The 17,575-nt window shown below is 71.2% G+C and carries 16 protein-coding genes and 1 rRNA gene; 14 read left to right on the forward strand and 3 right to left on the reverse strand.

The window, feature by feature from the left end; all coding sequences use genetic code 11:
- The first annotated feature begins 112 nt into the window (after positions 1-112).
- The 11 genes from FH608_RS23700 (at position 113) to FH608_RS23750 (ending at position 12,204) form a co-directional block, all read left to right on the forward strand.
- On the forward strand, positions 113-430 hold the full coding sequence (locus FH608_RS23700; RefSeq protein ID WP_139632745.1) for an L-rhamnose mutarotase: 318 nt from the start codon (positions 113-115) through the stop codon (positions 428-430).
- Positions 431-440: 10 nt separating this feature from the next.
- Positions 441-1,598: an L-rhamnose isomerase gene (rhaI, locus tag FH608_RS23705; protein ID WP_139632746.1), complete on the forward strand. Its 1,158-nt coding sequence runs from the start codon at positions 441-443 to the stop codon at positions 1,596-1,598.
- A gap of 6 nt (positions 1,599-1,604) precedes the next feature.
- The gene (locus FH608_RS23710; RefSeq protein ID WP_139632747.1) at positions 1,605-3,644 is read left to right on the forward strand and encodes a bifunctional aldolase/short-chain dehydrogenase; all 2,040 of its coding nucleotides are present in this window, start codon (positions 1,605-1,607) and stop codon (positions 3,642-3,644) included.
- A 458-nt stretch (positions 3,645-4,102) separates the two neighbouring features.
- Positions 4,103-5,125 carry an N-acetyl-gamma-glutamyl-phosphate reductase gene (gene argC / locus FH608_RS23715; RefSeq protein WP_139632748.1) on the forward strand — a complete coding sequence of 341 codons (1,023 nt, stop codon included), beginning with the start codon at positions 4,103-4,105 and terminating at the stop codon, positions 5,123-5,125.
- Positions 5,122-6,273, forward strand: a complete 1,152-nt coding sequence (gene argJ / locus FH608_RS23720) for a bifunctional glutamate N-acetyltransferase/amino-acid acetyltransferase ArgJ (protein ID WP_139632749.1) — start codon at positions 5,122-5,124, stop codon at positions 6,271-6,273. The genes argC and argJ overlap by 4 nt, the downstream gene beginning before the upstream one ends.
- Positions 6,270-7,142: an acetylglutamate kinase gene (gene argB / locus FH608_RS23725; RefSeq protein WP_139632750.1), complete on the forward strand. Its 873-nt coding sequence runs from the start codon at positions 6,270-6,272 to the stop codon at positions 7,140-7,142. The genes argJ and argB overlap by 4 nt, the downstream gene beginning before the upstream one ends.
- The gene (locus FH608_RS23730; protein WP_139632751.1) at positions 7,142-8,308 is read left to right on the forward strand and encodes an acetylornithine transaminase; all 1,167 of its coding nucleotides are present in this window, start codon (positions 7,142-7,144) and stop codon (positions 8,306-8,308) included. The genes argB and FH608_RS23730 overlap by 1 nt, the downstream gene beginning before the upstream one ends.
- Complete coding sequence (argF, locus tag FH608_RS23735) at positions 8,305-9,252, forward strand: ornithine carbamoyltransferase (RefSeq protein ID WP_139632752.1); 948 nt, start codon at positions 8,305-8,307, stop codon at positions 9,250-9,252. Before FH608_RS23730 ends, argF begins: the two co-directional genes overlap by 4 nt.
- Positions 9,249-9,755 (forward strand): arginine repressor, encoded by a 507-nt coding sequence (locus FH608_RS23740; RefSeq protein ID WP_139632753.1) that lies wholly within the window; start codon positions 9,249-9,251, stop codon positions 9,753-9,755. Before argF ends, FH608_RS23740 begins: the two co-directional genes overlap by 4 nt.
- Positions 9,756-9,910: 155 nt before the next feature.
- Positions 9,911-11,332, forward strand: a complete 1,422-nt coding sequence (argH, locus tag FH608_RS23745) for an argininosuccinate lyase (protein WP_139632754.1) — start codon at positions 9,911-9,913, stop codon at positions 11,330-11,332.
- Positions 11,314-12,204: a DNA-3-methyladenine glycosylase gene (locus tag FH608_RS23750; protein ID WP_139632755.1), complete on the forward strand. Its 891-nt coding sequence runs from the start codon at positions 11,314-11,316 to the stop codon at positions 12,202-12,204. Before argH ends, FH608_RS23750 begins: the two co-directional genes overlap by 19 nt.
- Here the strand turns inward: FH608_RS23750 and FH608_RS23755 are convergent.
- Positions 12,144-12,545 (reverse strand): PH domain-containing protein, encoded by a 402-nt coding sequence (locus FH608_RS23755; protein WP_139632756.1) that lies wholly within the window; start codon positions 12,543-12,545, stop codon positions 12,144-12,146. The two genes, FH608_RS23750 and FH608_RS23755, sit on opposite strands and share 61 nt — an antisense overlap.
- A 92-nt stretch (positions 12,546-12,637) precedes the next feature.
- On the opposite strand from FH608_RS23755, the gene tyrS reads away from it, so the two are divergent.
- On the forward strand, positions 12,638-13,906 hold the full coding sequence (gene tyrS / locus FH608_RS23760; protein ID WP_139632757.1) for a tyrosine--tRNA ligase: 1,269 nt from the start codon (positions 12,638-12,640) through the stop codon (positions 13,904-13,906).
- A 95-nt stretch (positions 13,907-14,001) separates the two neighbouring features.
- Here tyrS and FH608_RS23765 read toward each other — a convergent pair whose 3' ends face one another.
- Together FH608_RS23765 and FH608_RS23770 are read right to left on the reverse strand one after the other, a co-directional pair.
- The gene (locus FH608_RS23765) at positions 14,002-15,453 is read right to left on the reverse strand and encodes a glycosyltransferase family 39 protein (RefSeq protein ID WP_226899813.1); all 1,452 of its coding nucleotides are present in this window, start codon (positions 15,451-15,453) and stop codon (positions 14,002-14,004) included.
- A 114-nt stretch (positions 15,454-15,567) separates the two neighbouring features.
- On the reverse strand, positions 15,568-15,951 hold the full coding sequence (locus FH608_RS23770; protein WP_139632758.1) for a PPOX class F420-dependent oxidoreductase: 384 nt from the start codon (positions 15,949-15,951) through the stop codon (positions 15,568-15,570).
- Positions 15,952-16,031: 80 nt separating this feature from the next.
- Here FH608_RS23770 and FH608_RS23775 point away from each other — a divergent pair, with 80 nt between their 5' ends.
- Positions 16,032-16,475, forward strand: a complete 444-nt coding sequence (locus FH608_RS23775; RefSeq protein WP_226899814.1) for a MarR family winged helix-turn-helix transcriptional regulator — start codon at positions 16,032-16,034, stop codon at positions 16,473-16,475.
- Between the two features lie 981 nt (positions 16,476-17,456).
- Positions 17,457-17,575: ribosomal RNA gene (locus FH608_RS23780) — 16S ribosomal RNA — on the forward strand; the annotation flags it as partial.

A 17,575-nucleotide genomic window follows, 5' to 3' on the forward strand; every position in this document is an offset into this window, starting at 1 on the left:
TGAGCATGCACGATCTTGGCAGGTGCGCCACCGGCCGGGGGCGCATTGACAGCGAGCACCAGGAATCATAGTTTCCTTCGCGAAGGATTAAAACGTTTTGAAGGGAGTGTCAGTGCAACGCGTCTGCTTCCTGCTGAAAGTCCGCCCGGAGCGGCTGGCGGAGTACCGCGAACGCCACCGAGACGTCTGGCCGGAGATGCGAGAAGCGCTCGCGCGCACCGGCTGGCACAACTACTCGCTCTTCCTCAGGGAGGACGGCCTCCTCGTCGGCTACCTGGAGACCGAGGATTTCGAGGCCGCCAAGAAGGCGATGGCCGAGACCGAGGTCAACGCCCGCTGGCAGGCCGAGATGGCGCCGTTCTTCGAGAGCCTCGACGGGCGGCCCGACGAGGGCATGCACCCGCTGGACGAAGTTTTCCACCTGGATTGATCGGGGAGTCATGACTGACATCAAGGCCGCGCTGCGGGCGCAGCACATCGAGACGCCGTCCTGGGCGTACGGCAACAGCGGCACGAGGTTCAAGGTGTTCGCGCAGAAGGGGGTGCCGCGCGACCCGTACGAGAAGCTGGCCGACGCCGCCCAGGTGCACGCCCACACCGGCATCGCCCCCACGGTCGCCCTGCACATCCCGTGGGACAAGGTGGCCGACTACGCCGACCTGGCCAGGCACGCCCGCGACCTGGGCGTCGGCATCGGAGCGATCAACTCCAACGTCTTCCAGGACGACGACTACATGCTCGGCAGCGTCACCAACCCCTCCAAGCGGGTGCGCCGCAAGGCCACCGACCACCTGCTGGAGTGCGTGGACATCATGGACGCCACCGGCTCCGACACGCTCAAGCTGTGGTTCTCCGACGGCATCAACTACCCGGGCCAGGACGACCTCAGGTCCCGCCAGGACCGCCTGGCCGAGTCGCTGGCCGAGGTGTACGAGCGGCTCGGCGAGGGCCAGCGCTTCCTGCTGGAGTACAAGCTGTTCGAGCCCGCCTTCTACGCCACCGACGTGCCCGACTGGGGCACCGCGTACGCCCACTGCGTCAAGCTGGGCCCCAAGGCGCAGGTCGTGGTCGACACCGGCCACCACGCGCCGGGCACCAACATCGAGTTCATCGTGGCCTTCCTGCTGCGCGAAGGGAAGCTCGGCGGGTTCGACTTCAACTCCCGCTTCTACGCCGACGACGACCTGATGGTGGGGGCGGCGGACCCGTTCCAGCTGTTCCGCATCATGTTCGAGGTGGTGCGCGGCGGCGGGCTCGACCCGGCGGCCGGGGTGGCGTTCATGCTGGACCAGTGCCACAACATCGAGCCCAAGATCCCGGGCCAGATCCGCTCGGTGATGAACGTGCAGGAGGCCACCGCCAAGGCGCTGCTGGTGGACCGGGAGGCGCTGGCCGCCGCCCAGTCCGAGGGCGACGTGCTGGGCGCGAACGCCGTGTTCATGGACGCCTACAACACCGACGTGCGGCCGCTGCTGGCCGAGCTGCGGGAGGAGTCGGGGCTGGCGCCCGACCCGATGGCCGCGTACGCCAGGTCCGGATACTTCGAGAAGATCGCCGCCGAGCGCGTCGGCGGCACGCAGGCCGGCTGGGGGGCCTGAAGCACCATGGACGTCATCAGGGAACTGCTGGAACGCTCTCACCGCCTGGGCGCCGACCCGCGCAACACCAACTTCGCGGGCGGCAACACCTCGGCCAAGGGCGCCGCGCCCGACCCTGTCACCGGGGAGGAGGTGGAGCTGCTCTGGGTCAAGGGCTCCGGCGGTGACCTCGGCACGCTGAAGGAGCCCGGGCTCGCCGTGCTCCGCCTCGACCGGCTGCGCGCGCTCAAGGGCGTCTACCCGGGCGTGGAGCGCGAGGACGAGATGGTCGCCGCGTTCGACTACTGCCTGCACGGCAGGGGCGGGGCCGCGCCGTCGATCGACACCGCCATGCACGGCCTGGTCGAGGCCGGCCACGTCGACCACCTGCATCCCGACGCCGGCATCGCCATCGCCACCGCGGCCGACGGCGAGGAACTGACCCGGCGCGTCTTCGGCGACCGGGTGGTGTGGGTGCCGTGGCGGCGGCCCGGGTTCCAGCTCGGTCTCGACATCGCCGCCATCAAGGAGGCCAACCCCGGGGCCATCGGGTGCGTGCTCGGCGGTCACGGCATCACCGCCTGGGGCGACACCTCGCAGGAGTGCGAGGCGCGCTCGCTGGAGATCATCCGCACCGCCGAGGCGTACCTCGCCGAGCACGGCCGCCCCGACCCGTTCGGCTCGGTGATCCACGAGACGCTGCCCGAGGCGGAGCGGCACCGGCGCGCCGCCGCGCTGTTCCCCCTGATCCGCGGCCTGGCCTCCACGGACCTCCGCGTCGTCGGCCACTACACCGACACGCCCGAGGTGCTCGACTTCGTCTCCCGCTCCGAGCACCCGCGCCTGGCCGCGCTCGGCACCTCCTGCCCCGACCACTTCCTGCGCACCAAAGTCGCGCCGCTGGTGCTCGACCTGCCGCCGGACGCGCCCCTGGAGCAGGCGGCCGAACGGCTGCGCGAGCTGCACGCCGCCTACCGCGAGGACTACACCGCCTACTACGACCGGCACGCCACCCCCGACTCCCCGCCCATCAGGGGCGCGGACCCGGCGATCGTGCTGGTGCCGGGCGTCGGCATGTTCTCCTTCGGCAAGGACAAGCAGACCGCGCGGGTGGCCGGCGAGTTCTACGTCAACGCCATCAACGTCATGCGCGGGGCCGAGTCGGTCTCCGCGTACGCGCCCATCCCCGAGTCGGAGAAGTTCCGCATCGAGTATTGGGAGCTGGAGGAGGCCAAGCTCCGCCGCATGCCCAGGCCGAAGCCCCTCGCGACCCGGGTCGCGCTGGTCACCGGCGGCGGATCGGGCATCGGCGCGGCCACGGCCCGCCGCCTGGCCGCCGAGGGCGCGTGCGTGGTGGTCGCCGACCGCGACCTGGCCGCCGCCGAGAAGGTGGCCGCCGAGATCGGCGCCGCGGCCTACCGGGTGTCCGACGTCGCGGTGGCCGTCGGCGCGGACGTCACGTCCGAGGAGCAGGTCGTCGAGGCGGTACGCGCGGCCGTGCTGGCGTTCGGCGGCATGGACCTCGTCGTCAACAACGCCGGCCTGTCGCTGTCGCGCGCGCTCCTGGAGACCACCCTGGCCGACTGGGACCTTCAGCACGACGTCATGGCCAGGGGCTCCTTCCTGGTGTCCAGGGAGACCGCCCGGATCATGATCGACCAGGCCATGGGCGGCGACATCGTCTACATCTCCTCCAAGAACGCCGTCTTCGCCGGGCCGAACAACGTCGCCTACGGCGCCGCCAAGGCCGACCAGGCGCACCAGGTGCGGCTGCTGGCGGCCGAGCTGGGCGCGCACGGCATCCGCGTCAACGGCATCAACCCCGACGGCGTCGTGCGCGGCTCCGGCATCTTCGCCTCCGGCTGGGGCGCCAACCGGGCGGCCGTCTACGGGGTCGAGGAGGAGAAGCTGGGCGAGTTCTACGCGCAGCGGACCCTGCTCAAGCGCGAGGTCCTGCCCGAGCACGTGGCCGCCGCGGTCTTCGCGCTGACCGGCAGCGACCTGACCCACACCACGGGCCTGCACGTCCCGGTGGACGCCGGCGTGGCCGCCGCCTTCCTCCGCTGACCTCGGCCGGTCCTTTCCTGGTGGGCCCGGCTCTCCTGAGAGGCCCGGCGGTGGCGGCCGGGCGCCCTTCCTCCTGTGGGCGCCCGGCCGTCACCCCGAGCAATCTTCGGGAGGCGCCCCGGCCGGGCACGGGGTACGGTGGATGAACATGCCCGACCGGGACGCCCGCGCAGGCAGCGCGCCGGCGCCCGAGGTGACCCGGTCGCGCACGATCGAGGGCGCCTATCGGGAGGCGGGGGAGCGTGCTTCATGGCCGGCCCCGACATCGCCGCGCCCTCTTCGCACGGTGGCCTCGTCCTGGCCGCCTCGACCCGTCGCCGGCCGCGCCACCGCACCCGAACGGGGGTCTCACGATGTGGGCACCGCACCGGCTCCAGCTTGCATATTCATCCCCTGCAGTGCATCATCTTCACCAGTAAGGTCATGAGGTATGATGCATAACTATGCAGGAGGGTCGAATGAGGGCAGCGGTCGCGGGCGCCAGCGGCTACGCGGGAGGTGAGCTGCTCCGCCTCCTGCTCGGCCATCCCGAGTTCGAGATCGGCGCGGTCACCGCGGCATCCAGCGCGGGCAGCCGCCTCGGCGCCCACCAGCCCCACCTGCCACGACTGGCCGACCGCGTCATCGAGGACACCACGGCCGCCACGCTGGCCGGCCACGACGTCGTCTTCCTGGCGCTGCCGCACGGCCACTCGGCCGCCGTCGCCGCGCAGCTCGGCGAGGAGACCGTCGTCGTCGACTGCGGCGCCGACCACCGGCTCGCCGACCCGGCCGCCTGGCGGGAGTTCTACGGCGGCGAGCACGCCGGCACCTGGCCGTACGGCCTGCCCGAGCTGCCCGGCCAGCGAGAGGTCCTCAGGTCGGCCACCCGCATCGCGGTCCCCGGCTGCTACCCGACCTCCGTCCTGCTCGCCCTGTGGCCCGCCTTCGCCGCCGGGCTGGCCGAGCCGGACGTGGTCGTGGTGGCCGCCAGCGGCACCAGCGGCGCAGGGAAGTCGCTCAAGCCCCACCTGCTCGGCAGCGAGGTGATGGGCTCGGTCAGCGCGTACGGCGTGGGCGGCGTGCACCGCCACACCCCCGAGATGGAGCAGGGCCTGTCGGCGGTCGCCGGCACCCGGGTGCGGGTCTCCTTCACCCCGACGCTGGCCCCCATGAGCCGCGGCATCCTCGCCACCTGCACCGCCCCCGCCGCGCCGGGCCTGACCAAGGAGTCGCTGCGCACGGCGTACGAGGTGGCGCTGAAGGGCGAGCCGTTCGTCAGGCTGCTGCCCGAGGGCGTCTGGCCGGCCACCTCCATGACCTACGGCGCCAACACCGCCGCCCTGCAGGTGACGCTCGACGAGCGCGCGGGCCGCGTGGTGGCCGTCGCCGCCGTCGACAACCTCACCAAGGGCACGGCGGGAGGCGCACTCCAGAGCGTGAATCTCGCACTCGGCCTGCCGGAAGAGATGGGCCTTCCCCTGACAGGAGTCGCACCGTGAGCGTTACAGCACCACTCGGTTTCAGAGCCGCGGGTGTCGCCGCCGGGATCAAGGGCGGCGGGGCCCGTGACCTGGCACTCGTCGTCAACGACGGCCCCAGCAGGGCCGCCGCCGGCGTCTTCACCGCCAACCGCGTGAAAGCCGCGCCGGTGCTGTGGTCGCAGCAGGTCCTGGCGGGCGGGCGGCTGCGGGCCGTGGTGCTCAACTCGGGCGGCGCCAACGCCTGCACGGGGCCCGAGGGCTTCCAGGACACCCACGCCACCGCCGAGAAGGCGGCCGAGGTGCTCCAGGACTCCGCGGGCGAGATCGCGGTCTGCTCGACCGGGCTGATCGGCGAGCGCCTGCCGATGGACGAGCTGCTCGCCGGCGTCGAGACCGCCTCGGCCCAGCTCTCCCGCGACGGCGGCCTGGCCGCCGCCGACGCCATCCGCACCACGGACACCGTCTCCAAGATCTCCTTCCGCCGGGGCGCCGGCTACATGGTGGGCGGCATGGCCAAGGGCGCCGGCATGCTCGCGCCCGCCCTGGCCACCATGCTCTGCGTGATCACCACGGACGCCGACCTGACCGGCGAGGAGCTCGACGCCGCGCTGCGCCAGGCCACCTCCAGGACGTTCGACCGCCTCGACACCGACGGCTGCATGTCGACCAACGACACGGTGCTCCTGCTGGCCAGCGGCGCCGCCGGGGTGCGGCCGGACCTCGCCGAGTTCGGGCAGAAGGTCCAGGAGGTCTGCGCCGACCTGGCCAGGCAGCTCCTGGTGGACGCCGAGGGCGCCTCCAAGGCGATCGCCATCGAGGTGGTCGGCGCCGACTCCGAGGACGACGCGGTCAAGGTCGGCCGCGCGGTCTCCCGCTCCAACCTGCTCAAGTGCGCCATCCACGGCGAGGACCCCAACTGGGGCCGCGTCCTGGCCGCCGTCGGCACCACCGACGCCGTGTTCGAGCCCGACCGCCTCAACGTGGCGATCAACGGCATCTGGATCTGCCGGGGCGGCGCCGTCGGCGACGACCGCGACAAGGTCGACATGCGTCCCAGGGACGTGACGATCACCATCGACCTGTCGGCCGGCCCGCACACCGCGACCGTCCACACCACCGACCTCACGGCCGACTACGTGCACGAGAACTCGGCGTACTCCTCATGAGGATCACCACCGCGCAGGCCAAGGCCGGGACGCTGATCGAGGCGCTGCCCTGGCTGACCCGCTTCCACGGCGCGACCATCGTCATCAAGTACGGCGGCAACGCCATGACCGACGAGGCGCTCAAACAGGGCTTCGCCGAGGACGTCGTCTTCCTCCAGCACGCCGGCCTGCGCCCGGTCGTCGTGCACGGCGGCGGCCCGCAGATCAGCAGCGCGCTCGACCGGCTGGGCATCGAGTCCACGTTCACCGCCGGGCTGCGGGTCACCACGCCTGAGGCCATGCAGGTCGTCAGGATGGTCCTGGTCGGCCAGGTCAACCGCGACATCGTGGGCATGGTCAACCGGCACGGCCCGTTCGCCGTCGGCATGTCCGGCGAGGACGCCCACCTGTTCACCGCCGTGCGCAAGCAGGCCGTCGTCGACGGGGTGCCCGTGGACATCGGCCAGGTCGGCGAGATCATCAAGGTCGACCCGGGTGCCGTGCGCGCCCTGATCGACGACGGACGCATTCCGGTCATCTCGAGCGTGGCGCGCGGGGACGACGGGGAGATCTACAACGTGAACGCCGACACCGCCGCCGCGGCGCTGGCCGTGGCGCTCGATGCGCACAAGCTGATCGTCCTCACCGACGTCGAGGGCCTGTACGCCAACTGGCCCGACGACACCGACGTGATCGACGAGCTGCGCGCCGAGGAGCTGGAGACGCTCATGCCCACGCTGTCCAGCGGCATGGTCCCCAAGATGGAGGCCTGCCTGACCGCGGTGCAGGGCGGCGTCCCGCAGGCCCACGTGCTCGACGGCCGCGTGCCACATTCACTGCTGCTGGAAATCTTCACCAATGAGGGAATCGGAACGATGGTGATGCCCTGATGGACCTGTATGAGAGGTTCGAGCGGGCCTTCATGCCCAACTACGGCGTGCCCCCGGTGGCGCTCGCACGAGGCGAGGGCACCCGCGTCTGGGACGTGGACGGCAAGGAATACCTCGACTTCATCGGCGGCATCGCGACCAGCTCGCTCGGTCACGCCCACCCCGCCCTGGTCGAGGCCGTCTCCAGGCAGGTCGCCACGATCGCGCACACCAGCAACCTGTTCCTGCACGAGCCGGAGGTGCTGCTCGCCGAGCGGCTCCTCTCCCTGCTGAACGCCCCGGCCAGGATCTTCTTCGCCAACTCGGGCACCGAGGCCAACGAGGCCGCCTACAAGCTGGCGCTCAAGCACGGCAGGCGCGAGGGCCGCTCCTACTTCGTGGCCGCCGAGAACGGCTTCCACGGCCGCACGATCGGCGCGCTGTCGCTGACCGGCAAGGCGTCCATCCGCGACCAGTTCGGCCCGTTCCCGATCGATGTGCGGTTCGTCCCGTACGGCGATGCCGCCGCGCTCAAGGAGGCCGTGACCGGCGACTGCATCGCGGTCTTCCTGGAGCCCACCCAGGGAGAGGCCGGCGTCGTGCCGCCGCCCGGGGGCTACTTCGAGGCCGCCCGGGAGGTCTGCGACTCGACCGGCGCCCTGCTGGTGGCCGACGAGATCCAGTCGGCGATCGGCCGCACCGGCCACTGGTTCGCCCACCAGGCCGACGGGGTCACCCCCGATATCCTGACCCTGGCCAAGGGCCTGGGGGGCGGGCTGCCGATCGGCGCGTGCATCGGGTTCGGCGACGCGGGCCGGCTGTTCGCGAAGGGCGATCACGGCTCGACGTTCGGCGGCAACCCGGTCGCGTGCGCCGCCGCGCTGGCCGTGCTCGACAACCTCGACCTCGACCACGTCAAGTCCGCCTCCGCGCGGCTGCGTTCGGGCCTGGAGTCGATCAGCCACCCGCTGCTGCGGGGCGTGCGCGGGCGCGGCCTGTGGCTGGCCACCGTGCTGAGCGAGACCCGCTCGGCCGAGGTCCAGAAGGCCGCCCAGGACGCCGGCTTCCTGGTCAACGCCCTGCAGCCGGACGCCCTCCGCATCGCCCCGCCGCTGGTCGTCACCGCGGACGAGATCGACGCGTTCGTGGCCGCGTACCCGGCCATCCTCACGGAGGCGGCCAAATGACCGGACACACCGCCGGCTCGGCGCGCGTCAGGCACTTCCTGAAAGATGACGACCTCACGCCCGCCGAGCAGGCGGAGGTCCTCGAGCTGGCCGCGGCCATGAAGAAGGACCGCTTCGGCTACCGCCCCTTCGAGGGCCCGCGGACCGTCGCCGTGCTGTTCGACAAGCCCTCGGCCCGCACCCGCGTCTCCTTCCACACCGGCATCGGCGAGCTCGGCGGGCTCCCGCTCGTCGTCGACAACGTCTCGGCCCTCATGGGCCGCGGCGAGCCGCCCGCCGACCTCGCCAGGGTGCTCGACCGGCAGGTCGCCGCCATCGTCTGGCGGACCACCGGGCAGCGGCTCATCGACGAGATGGCCGCCCACTCCCGGGTGCCGGTCGTGAACGCGCTCACCGACGAGTACCACCCCTGCCAGATCCTCGCCGACCTGCAGACCGTCGAGGAGAAGCTGGGCAGGACCGCCGGCGTCACGCTGACCTACCTCGGCGACGGCGCCAACAACATGGCCCACTCCTACCTGCTGGGCGGCGCGACGGCCGGCATGCACGTGCGCATCGCCGCCCCGGTCGGCTACCAGCCCGACGCGGTCATCCTCGACCGGGCCGCCTCCATCGCCGCCACCACGGGCGGCTCGGTGGTCGCGATGTCCGACCCGATGGCCGCCGCCCAGGGGGCCCACGTGATCGCCACCGACACGTGGGTGTCGATGGGCCAGGACGGCAAGGAGCAGCGCGTGGCGGCGCTCAAGCCGTACCAGGTCTGCGCCGAGCTGCTGGAGCACGCCGCGTCCGACGCCATCGTGCTGCACTGCCTGCCGGCCTACCGCGGCTACGAGATCACCGCCGAGGTGCTCGACGGCCCGCGCAGCGTCGTGTGGGACCAGGCGGAGAACCGCCTGCACGCCCAGAAGGCGCTGCTGCACTGGCTGGTCACCCGACGATGACGATCCCGATGACCAAGGCGGCGCGGCAGGCGAAGATCACCGAGCTGCTGCAGCGCAAGGCCGTGCGCTCCCAGCCGGAGCTCGCCAAGCTGCTCGCCGAGAGCGGCGTCGAGGTCACCCAGGCCACCCTGTCGCGTGACCTCGACGAGCTCGGCGCGCTCAAGCTCCGCGCCGACGACGGATCCCTGGTCTACGCGCTGCCCGGCGAGGGCGGCGGGCGGATCCCGCTCACCAGGCTGGGCACGGGCGAGTCCCCGGCCGCGCGGCTGCACCGCATCGCCGAGGAGCTGCTGGTCAGCGCCGAGGCCTCGGCCAACCTGGTCATCGTACGGACCCCGCCGGGCGCCGCCCAGTTCCTGGCCTCCGCCATCGACCACGCCGACTGGGAGTCGATCCTCGGCACGGTCGCCGGCGACGACACGATCCTCGTCATCAGCCGCGACCCGAGTGGCGGCCACGCCCTGGCCGACGCGCTGCTGAAGGTGGCCGACCGGCGCGGGTAGGAGATCACGGCCCGCCTGGTCAAGAGATCACCGGGTGATCGCCGCCGCGCCGGACACCAACAAGGGCGGACGTGCACTATGGTCGCGCAGGAGCTCGGCGAGAGTCAGGCACGATGCCGAAGCGGGCCAGACGACCACATGCAGTAACGAAGGAGATGACGGTGAGTGATGGCAAGCCGATGCGGCTGTGGGGCGGACGCTTCGAGAGCGGCCCGTCCGACGCGCTGGCCCGGCTGTCGGTGAGCGTGCACTTCGACTGGCGGCTCGTGCCGTACGACCTGGCCGCGTCCAGGGCGCACGCGCGCGTCCTGCACAGGGCGGGGCTGCTGAGCGACGAAGAGCTCGAACGCATGATCGGCGCGCTCGACGACCTGGAGCGCGCCTGCAAGGAGGGGGAGTTCCGGCCGACGGTCGCCGACGAGGACGTGCACACCGCGCTGGAGCGCGGCCTGCTGGAGCGGCTCGGCTCGCTCGGCGGCAAGCTGCGCGCCGGGCGCTCGCGTAACGACCAGATCGCCACCGACCTGCGCCTCTACCTGCGCGATCACGCCCGCACGATCGTCTCCCGGCTGGTCGAGCTGGAGACCGCGCTCATGGCCCAGGCCGAGCAGCACGCCGAGACGGCCGCGCCCGGCATGACCCACCTGCAGCACGCGCAGCCCGTGTCGTTCGGCCACCAGCTGCTGGCCCACGTGCACGCCTTCACCCGCGACGTCGACCGGCTCACCGACTGGGACAAGCGCGCCGCGATCTCCCCGCTCGGCGCGGGCGCGCTCGCGGGCTCGTCGCTGCCGCTCGACCCGCAGGCTGTGGCCGACGAGCTGGGCTTCTCGGCCGCCGCGCCCAACTCGATGGACGCCGTCGCCGACCGCGACTTCGCCGCCGAGTTCCTGTTCGACGCGGCCATGATCGGCGTGCACCTGTCGCGGCTGGGCGAGGAGATCGTCCTGTGGGCCTCGCAGGAGTTCCGCTGGATCGAGATGGACGACGCCTACTCCACCGGCTCGTCGATCATGCCCCAGAAGAAGAACCCCGACGTCGCCGAGCTGGCACGCGGCAAGTCCGGCCGCCTGATCGGCAACCTCATGTCGCTGCTCACCACGCTCAAGGGCCTGCCGCTGACCTACAACCGCGACCTGCAGGAGGACAAGGAGCCCGTCTTCGACGCGGTCGACACCCTCCTGCTGGTGCTGCCGGCGATGGCCGGGCTGGTCGCCACCATGCGCATCAACACCGCCCGAATGGAGGCCTCGGCCCCCGACGGGTTCGCCCTGGCCACCGACCTGGCCGAGCTGCTCGTCCGCCGCGGGGTGCCGTTCCGCGAGGCGCACGAGGCGGTCGGGCACCTCGTGGTGTGGTGCCAGGTCAACGACAAGGACCTGGGCGAGCTCACCGACGACGAGCTGCTCAAGGTCTCGCCCCACCTGACGCCCGACGTGCGCGACGTGCTCAGCGTGCCCGGCGCCCTGGCCGCTCGCAAGGCCCACGGCGGCACCGCGCCCGACCGCGTCCGCGACCAGCTCGTCGCGCTCAGGGAGTCCGTCGACGCGCAGGCGGCATGGGCAGCGGGCAGCTGAGCTCCGTCCCGCTGCCGCGGAGCTTCTTCGACCGGCCGTCGCACGAGGTGGCGCCCGACCTGCTCGGGCGCGTCCTCGTGCACGGCCCCGTCGCCGTACGCCTGACCGAGGTCGAGGCGTACGGCGGGCCCGGCGAGGACCCGGCGGCGCACACCTACCGGGGCAGGACGCCGCGCAACGCCGTCATGTTCGGCCCGCCCGGGCACCTGTACGTGTACTTCACGTACGGCATGCACTTCTGCACGAACCTCGTCTGCCTGCCCGAGGGGCACGGCTCCGCCGTGCTGCTGCGGGCGGGGGAGGTGGTGGCCGGGCTGGACGAGGCGCGCGCCCGGCGCTCGGGCGGCGCCAGGGCGGTGACCGACCGCGACCTCGCGCGCGGCCCGGCTCGGCTGGCCGTGGTCCTCGGGCTCCTTCGCGAGCACAACGGCCTCGACGCGATCGCCGAAGCGGCACCGCCCCTCTCGGACGCGGCACCACCTCTGTCGGACGCGGCACCGCTCCTTCCTGGAGCCGCGGCGGAGCCCTTCGCTCCCGGCCGGTCATCCGACCAGGCGGCGCTCCGCGCCCTGGATCACGCCGACGAGCCCGGCTGTGGGCCCGGTTGTGGGCCCGGTTGTGAGCATGGCCTCGACCAGGCGGCCGGTCGCCGGCTGACCGGTGTGCCGCACGGCGCCGCGGCCGTGCTGGTGGGCCGGCCGGCCGACCCCGACTCGATCAGGTCAGGTCCGCGTACCGGCATCTCGACGGCCAAGGACACCCCGTGGCGGTTCTGGATCGACGGCGACCCGACCGTGTCGCCGTACCGGCCTCACGTGCCGCGCCGCCGCAACGCCGCGGCCACCTCCGTGGGCGGGGCGCCCAGGTCGTGAGGGCTGAAGATGTGCAGGTAGTCGCCGGTGTCGATCTCGAGGATCTCGCTGCGCAGCCCCCACCGCCTGCGCACGTCGACCTTGATGTCCCAGATCGTCTCCCAGGGCACGTGTCGCCGCCCCGCGAACCCGTGCACCACGGTGATCCCGCTCTCGTCGGCGGCCAGGCGTACGGGGGCTATCAGGTCGCGCAACCCCATCGCCCCGATCAGCACCGCCGCCGGGACGGCCAGGATCACGCCGCGCACGTCTCCGGCCGCCCACCAGTAGACGGCGAGCCCGGCACACGCCAGACCCCCTATGATCTTGAAAATGGCCGGCTCGCGACGGACCCTCCACATGGAGACAGAGCGTATCCAAGTGGCGGTCCACCCAGGCGATCGGGCACGCTTGTAACACCTAACGTCCAACGTCTCAATGGAAAGCCGGCACCGTGACCGACATTCTCGATGACCTCGCGTGGCGAGGACTGATCGCCCAGTCCACCGACCTCGACGCCCTGCGCGCGTCCATGGCCAAGGGGCCGATCACGGTCTATTCCGGTTTCGACCCCACCGCGGCCTCGCTGCACGTCGGCCACCTGGTGCCGCTGTTGTTCCTCCGCCGCCTGCAGCAGGCCGGACATCGTCCGATCGGCCTGGTCGGCGGCGCCACGGGCCTGATCGGCGACCCGAGCGGGCGTAACACCGAGCGCTCGCTCAACGCGACCGAGGTCGTCGCCGACTGGGTGGAGCGCCTGCGCGGGCAGGTCGGCCGTTTCCTCGACTTCGACGCCCAGCCCAACGCCGCCCGCATGGTCAGCAACCTCGACTGGACCGGCGAGCTGAGCGCCATCGGCTTCCTGCGCGACATCGGCAAGCACTTCCCGGTCAACCGCATGCTGGCCAGGGAGTCGGTCTCCGCCCGGCTGGCCGGTGAGGGGCTGAGCTACACCGAGTTCAGCTACCAGATCCTGCAGGCCAACGACTACCTCGAGCTCTACCGCCGCTACGACTGCACGCTGCAGATCGGCGGCAGCGACCAGTGGGGCAACATCACGGCGGGCGCCGACCTGATCCGCCGCGTCGAGGGCGCGCACGTCCACGCCCTCACCGTGCCGCTGATCACCAAGGCCGACGGCACCAAGTTCGGCAAGACGGCGGGCGGCGCGCTCTGGCTCGACCCCGAGATGACCTCGCCGTACGCCTTCTACCAGTACTTCCTCAACTCCGACGACCGCGACGTGATCCACTACCTCAAGGTGTTCACGTTCAAGAGCCGCGAGGAGATCGAGGCCCTGGAGAAGGCCGTCGCCGAGCGGCCCTTCGCCCGTGAGGCGCAGCGCGCGCTGACCGAGGACCTCACCGCGCTGCTGCACGGCAAGCAGGAGCTCGACGCGGTCGTGGCCGCCTCCAAGGCGCTCTTCGGCCAGGGCGCACTCGAAGACCTGCCCGCCTCCACGCTGGGAGCGGCGCTGGCCGAGGTGCCCAAGGCCGCCATCCCCGCCCTGGGCGGGTCGTTCGTGGACCTGCTGGCCGACAGCGGCCTGGTCGAGTCGAAGTCGGCGGCCCGGCGGGCGGTGAAGGAAGGCGGGGCGTACCTCAACAACGTAAAGATCACCGACGAGTCCTACGTGCCGACCACCGACGACCTGCTGCACGGGCGGTTCATGGTGCTGCGGCGCGGCAAGAAGTCGATCGGCGGCGTCGAGGTCGGCGCCTGACCTGCCCTTCGGCTCCTACTCTTCGGCGGGCCCTTCCCTTCGGGGGAGGGCCCGCTTTCACGCGGGGACGGTTGGACGCCGTTCACTGCTCGCGTTCACTGCTCGCGAGTGAACAGCGCGACCGTCAGCCCCGGCAGATCGGCGGAGTGCTTGGCCAGGCTCAGCTCGAACCCCGCCTCCTCCACCTGCCCGACCCGCGCGACCCCCGTACCTTCCAGCCCCGACTTCTTGCTGCCCCGCCACACCACCCACACGCGGTCCCGCCCCTCCAGCGCGGCCGCCACGTCCGACTGCTCCGGATAGCCGAATCCGTCGGGCGAGGGCGCGTCGCCGGTCCTGAGCACGTCGACGGGCATCAGCGAGTCGGCGTAGTAGTCGAAGCCGATGCGCAGCTGGCTCTGCCCGTACACGATCGCGTCGTCCGGCTCGGCCCTGATCACCCGCAACGCCCAGGGGATGTTCTCGAACCGCCCGTTCTCCTCGCGTACCTCGACGTGCTGCTGGAACGACAGCACGCACCCCAGCAGCAGGACCATCGCCGCGGCGACCACGTGAAGGCGGGGGAGCGCGGCCACCGCCAGCCCGGCCAGCAGCGCCAGCGCGGGCGCGGTCACGAAGAGGTAGCGGTCCACGTAGACGGGCGTGACCAGCTGCGAGACCGCCAGCAGCAGCACCGGGGGTAGCACCAGCCACCCGGCCAGCGCGAACGCCCACGTGCGGTCGCCGCCGCGCCGCGCCCGCCACAGCAGCACCGCCCCGGCCAGGGCCAGCGCGAACATCATGACCCCGAGCTCGGTGGCTCCCGCCGCCATCTTCGGGAACTTGAGCCACACCTCCGGCCCGCGCTGCGGGATCCAGCTGATCGCGTGCCGCTCGCCGAACCCCACCAGGCCCAGCACCAGGGCGGGTACGCACCCGACGGCCAGCGCCGCCGCCATCCGGGCCACCCACGCCCGGCGTACCAGCACGAGCTGGGCGGGCAGCACCAGCACCGCGAAGAGATGCGTGGAGCACACGAGCGCGACCGCCGCCCCGTAGGTGACCCACCGCCCGCGGTCCGGCCGCTCGATCGCCCGGTGCAACGCCCAGAACGAGAACGCGACCGCCGCGGCGGCGAACGCGTACGACCTCGCGAACGCCCCGTAGTAGGACACGGAGGGCAGGATCGCGAAGACGGCCGCCGCGATCACGCCGGCCCGCACGCTGTGCAGCCGCCGGCCCAGGTCGGCCAGGAACCAGGCCGCCATGCCGATCCCCACCGCCGACGGCAGCCGCAGCCACAGCTCCGCCGTGCCCGCCTTCACCCAGACATGCATGAACAGGTAGTACGGAAGGAAATGACCGTCGATGTGGCGGGCCAGCTCCCACATGTCCGGCAGCGAGCGGGAGGCGGCGCTGATGGTGGCCAGCTCGTCACCGTTCAGGGTGGCGGAGCCCGTGCCCGTGAAGGCCGCGACGCCGGCGAGCAAGGCCATCCACCAGGGGGTGGACCTGCGGATCCGCTGGGTGGCCGGGGCTGGGGGAGCCAGTGTGGCGGCAGTGGTCACCGGGGCAGGATACGCCGGACCCGGGTCGCGGTCGGCGCCGCGATCAGTGGGAGCCGTGCGCGGGAGCACGCCGGTCACATGGCGCGTGAAGAGGCGGTCATCTGTCTCGTGCCGTCACTGCTGGGTGGTACGTGTCGGCTTCATAACGATCACCACCCGCCGCTCCGCATCGCCGACCGGAGGCTCGTAGTCCAGGCCGTACCGGTTGGCCAGAACGTCGAAGAAGTCGCCCGATGGATCGGTGTCCACGCGCTCGACCACACCACGGATCTCCACGTACCGGTACGGCCGTTCCGGGTCGTTGATCGAGACCGCCACGTGCGGATTTTCCACGACATTTCGGTACTTGCGGCGGTCTGTGGTGGTCGTGAACCGCAGGTACTCACCGTCCCAGATCGTCCAGACCGGGTTCACGTTCGGCGTTCCGTCCCGGCCGATGGTCGCCAGATGCGCGAACAGTGGCCGGTCCAGCAGGTCCTTGTGGCTGTCGGGAATCATCACATCTCTCCTTCGATCGCCAGACGGCAGCCCAGGTTATCAAAGCTTTGATAACCATCAATTGCTGTACTATCTACACCATGGGGATGCCTGCGGACGAACGCCTCGGACTGGACATCAAGCGCGCCGAGCAGACCCTGATGGCCGCCAAGCAGGCCGCCATCCGCCCGGCCGGGCTGACCGTTCCCCAGTACGCGGCTCTGTTCGCACTGGCCGGCAACCCCGGCATCTCGGGAGCGGCCCTGGCGCGCGCGTGCCTGGTCACGCCGCAGGCCATGACCGTCGTACTGAAGAACCTGGAGGAACGGGGCTTCATCGAGCGCTCGCCGCACCCGTGGCACCGCAATGTCCTGGAGACCCGGCTCACCGAGCCCGGCCGCGCCGCGCTGGAGGCGGCGGACGATCGCGCCGTGGTGATCGAGCGGGCAATCGAGGCCGAGTTCACCTCGGACGAGAGGGCCGCCCTGCGGGAGTTGCTGGCCCGCTGCAACAGCGCCGTCGCGCGGGTGGCGCGCGAGCTGTGACGGCGCGGGTTCGCCCGTGCGGCGCGTGTGAGTGGCGACGAAGAGGGCCCGCGCAGGGCTCGTGCTGTCGCGCGGACCTCATGCTGTGCCGGTCTGATCATCCGCCTAGGACTCGTGCTCCGACGAGGAGATCCCTCACCTGAAGCCCCACGCTCCGACCACGAGATGTCCGGCACTGGGGTGACGTTGCGACAACAAGAGGGCCTCCCACGAGGGTCATGTTGCGACGACAGGGTGTCCCCGTACGAGGGTCATGTTGCGACGACAGGGTGTCCCCGCACGAGGGTCATGTTGCGACGACGATGGGCACCCTCGCGCGAGATTTACGTTGCGACAGCGCAACCGTCCATGTGCGTGGGGGCAGGAGTCCCAGCCGGGGCCGGAGCTGCGCCGACGTGAGCCTTCGTCTGCGGCGACGTGAGCCTTCGTGCGGTGCGTGAGAGCGGTGACGACGCCGCCCGGACCAGGCGATCTCAGAACACTCGGCGGAGCGATTTGACGTGTCGCGGATCGCGACCTAATCTTTCAGTTCGCGCCGGGAGCGAGCCGGACGCCGACTCAGGCGGACGGGCCCCTGCGCAAGCCCTTTGAAATGACGAGCCACTCTGCGGAGCCGCTTCGGTGTGCCCTGCACGAGTCGTCGCCCGGGTGCGCTGAGATCGCCGGAAATTCGGTTGATTCGACAGGCCTCGGATGGCACGGTAAGTTGTGAGGGTTGCCCCGGAGACGGGGCTGCACCATCCTAGCCAAGCACGGTCGGCTTCCAGCAAATCCTCGGATTTGACGGGATCGGCGAACTTGGTAAAATTAAGGAAAACGACGGTGCGCCTCCAAGCGAGAGCCGGAAGGCTTGAGCGAGGATGAACGCGTCCGTTTCTTGAGAACTCAACAGTGTGTTAAAAGCCAGTGCATGAGATACATGCATGACCCCGTCATATTGATTGACGGTTAGCTCGGATTGATGTCCAAGCAAGTAAGCATTGTTTGGAGAGTTTGATCCTGGCTCAGGACGAACGCTGGCGGCGTGCTTAACACATGCAAGTCGAGCGGAAAGGCCCTTCGGGGTACTCGAGCGGCGAACGGGTGAGTAACACGTGAGT

The sequence above is a fragment of the Nonomuraea phyllanthi genome (genome assembly GCF_006334985.2).
In the GTDB taxonomy this organism is placed as follows: domain Bacteria; phylum Actinomycetota; class Actinomycetes; order Streptosporangiales; family Streptosporangiaceae; genus Nonomuraea; species Nonomuraea phyllanthi.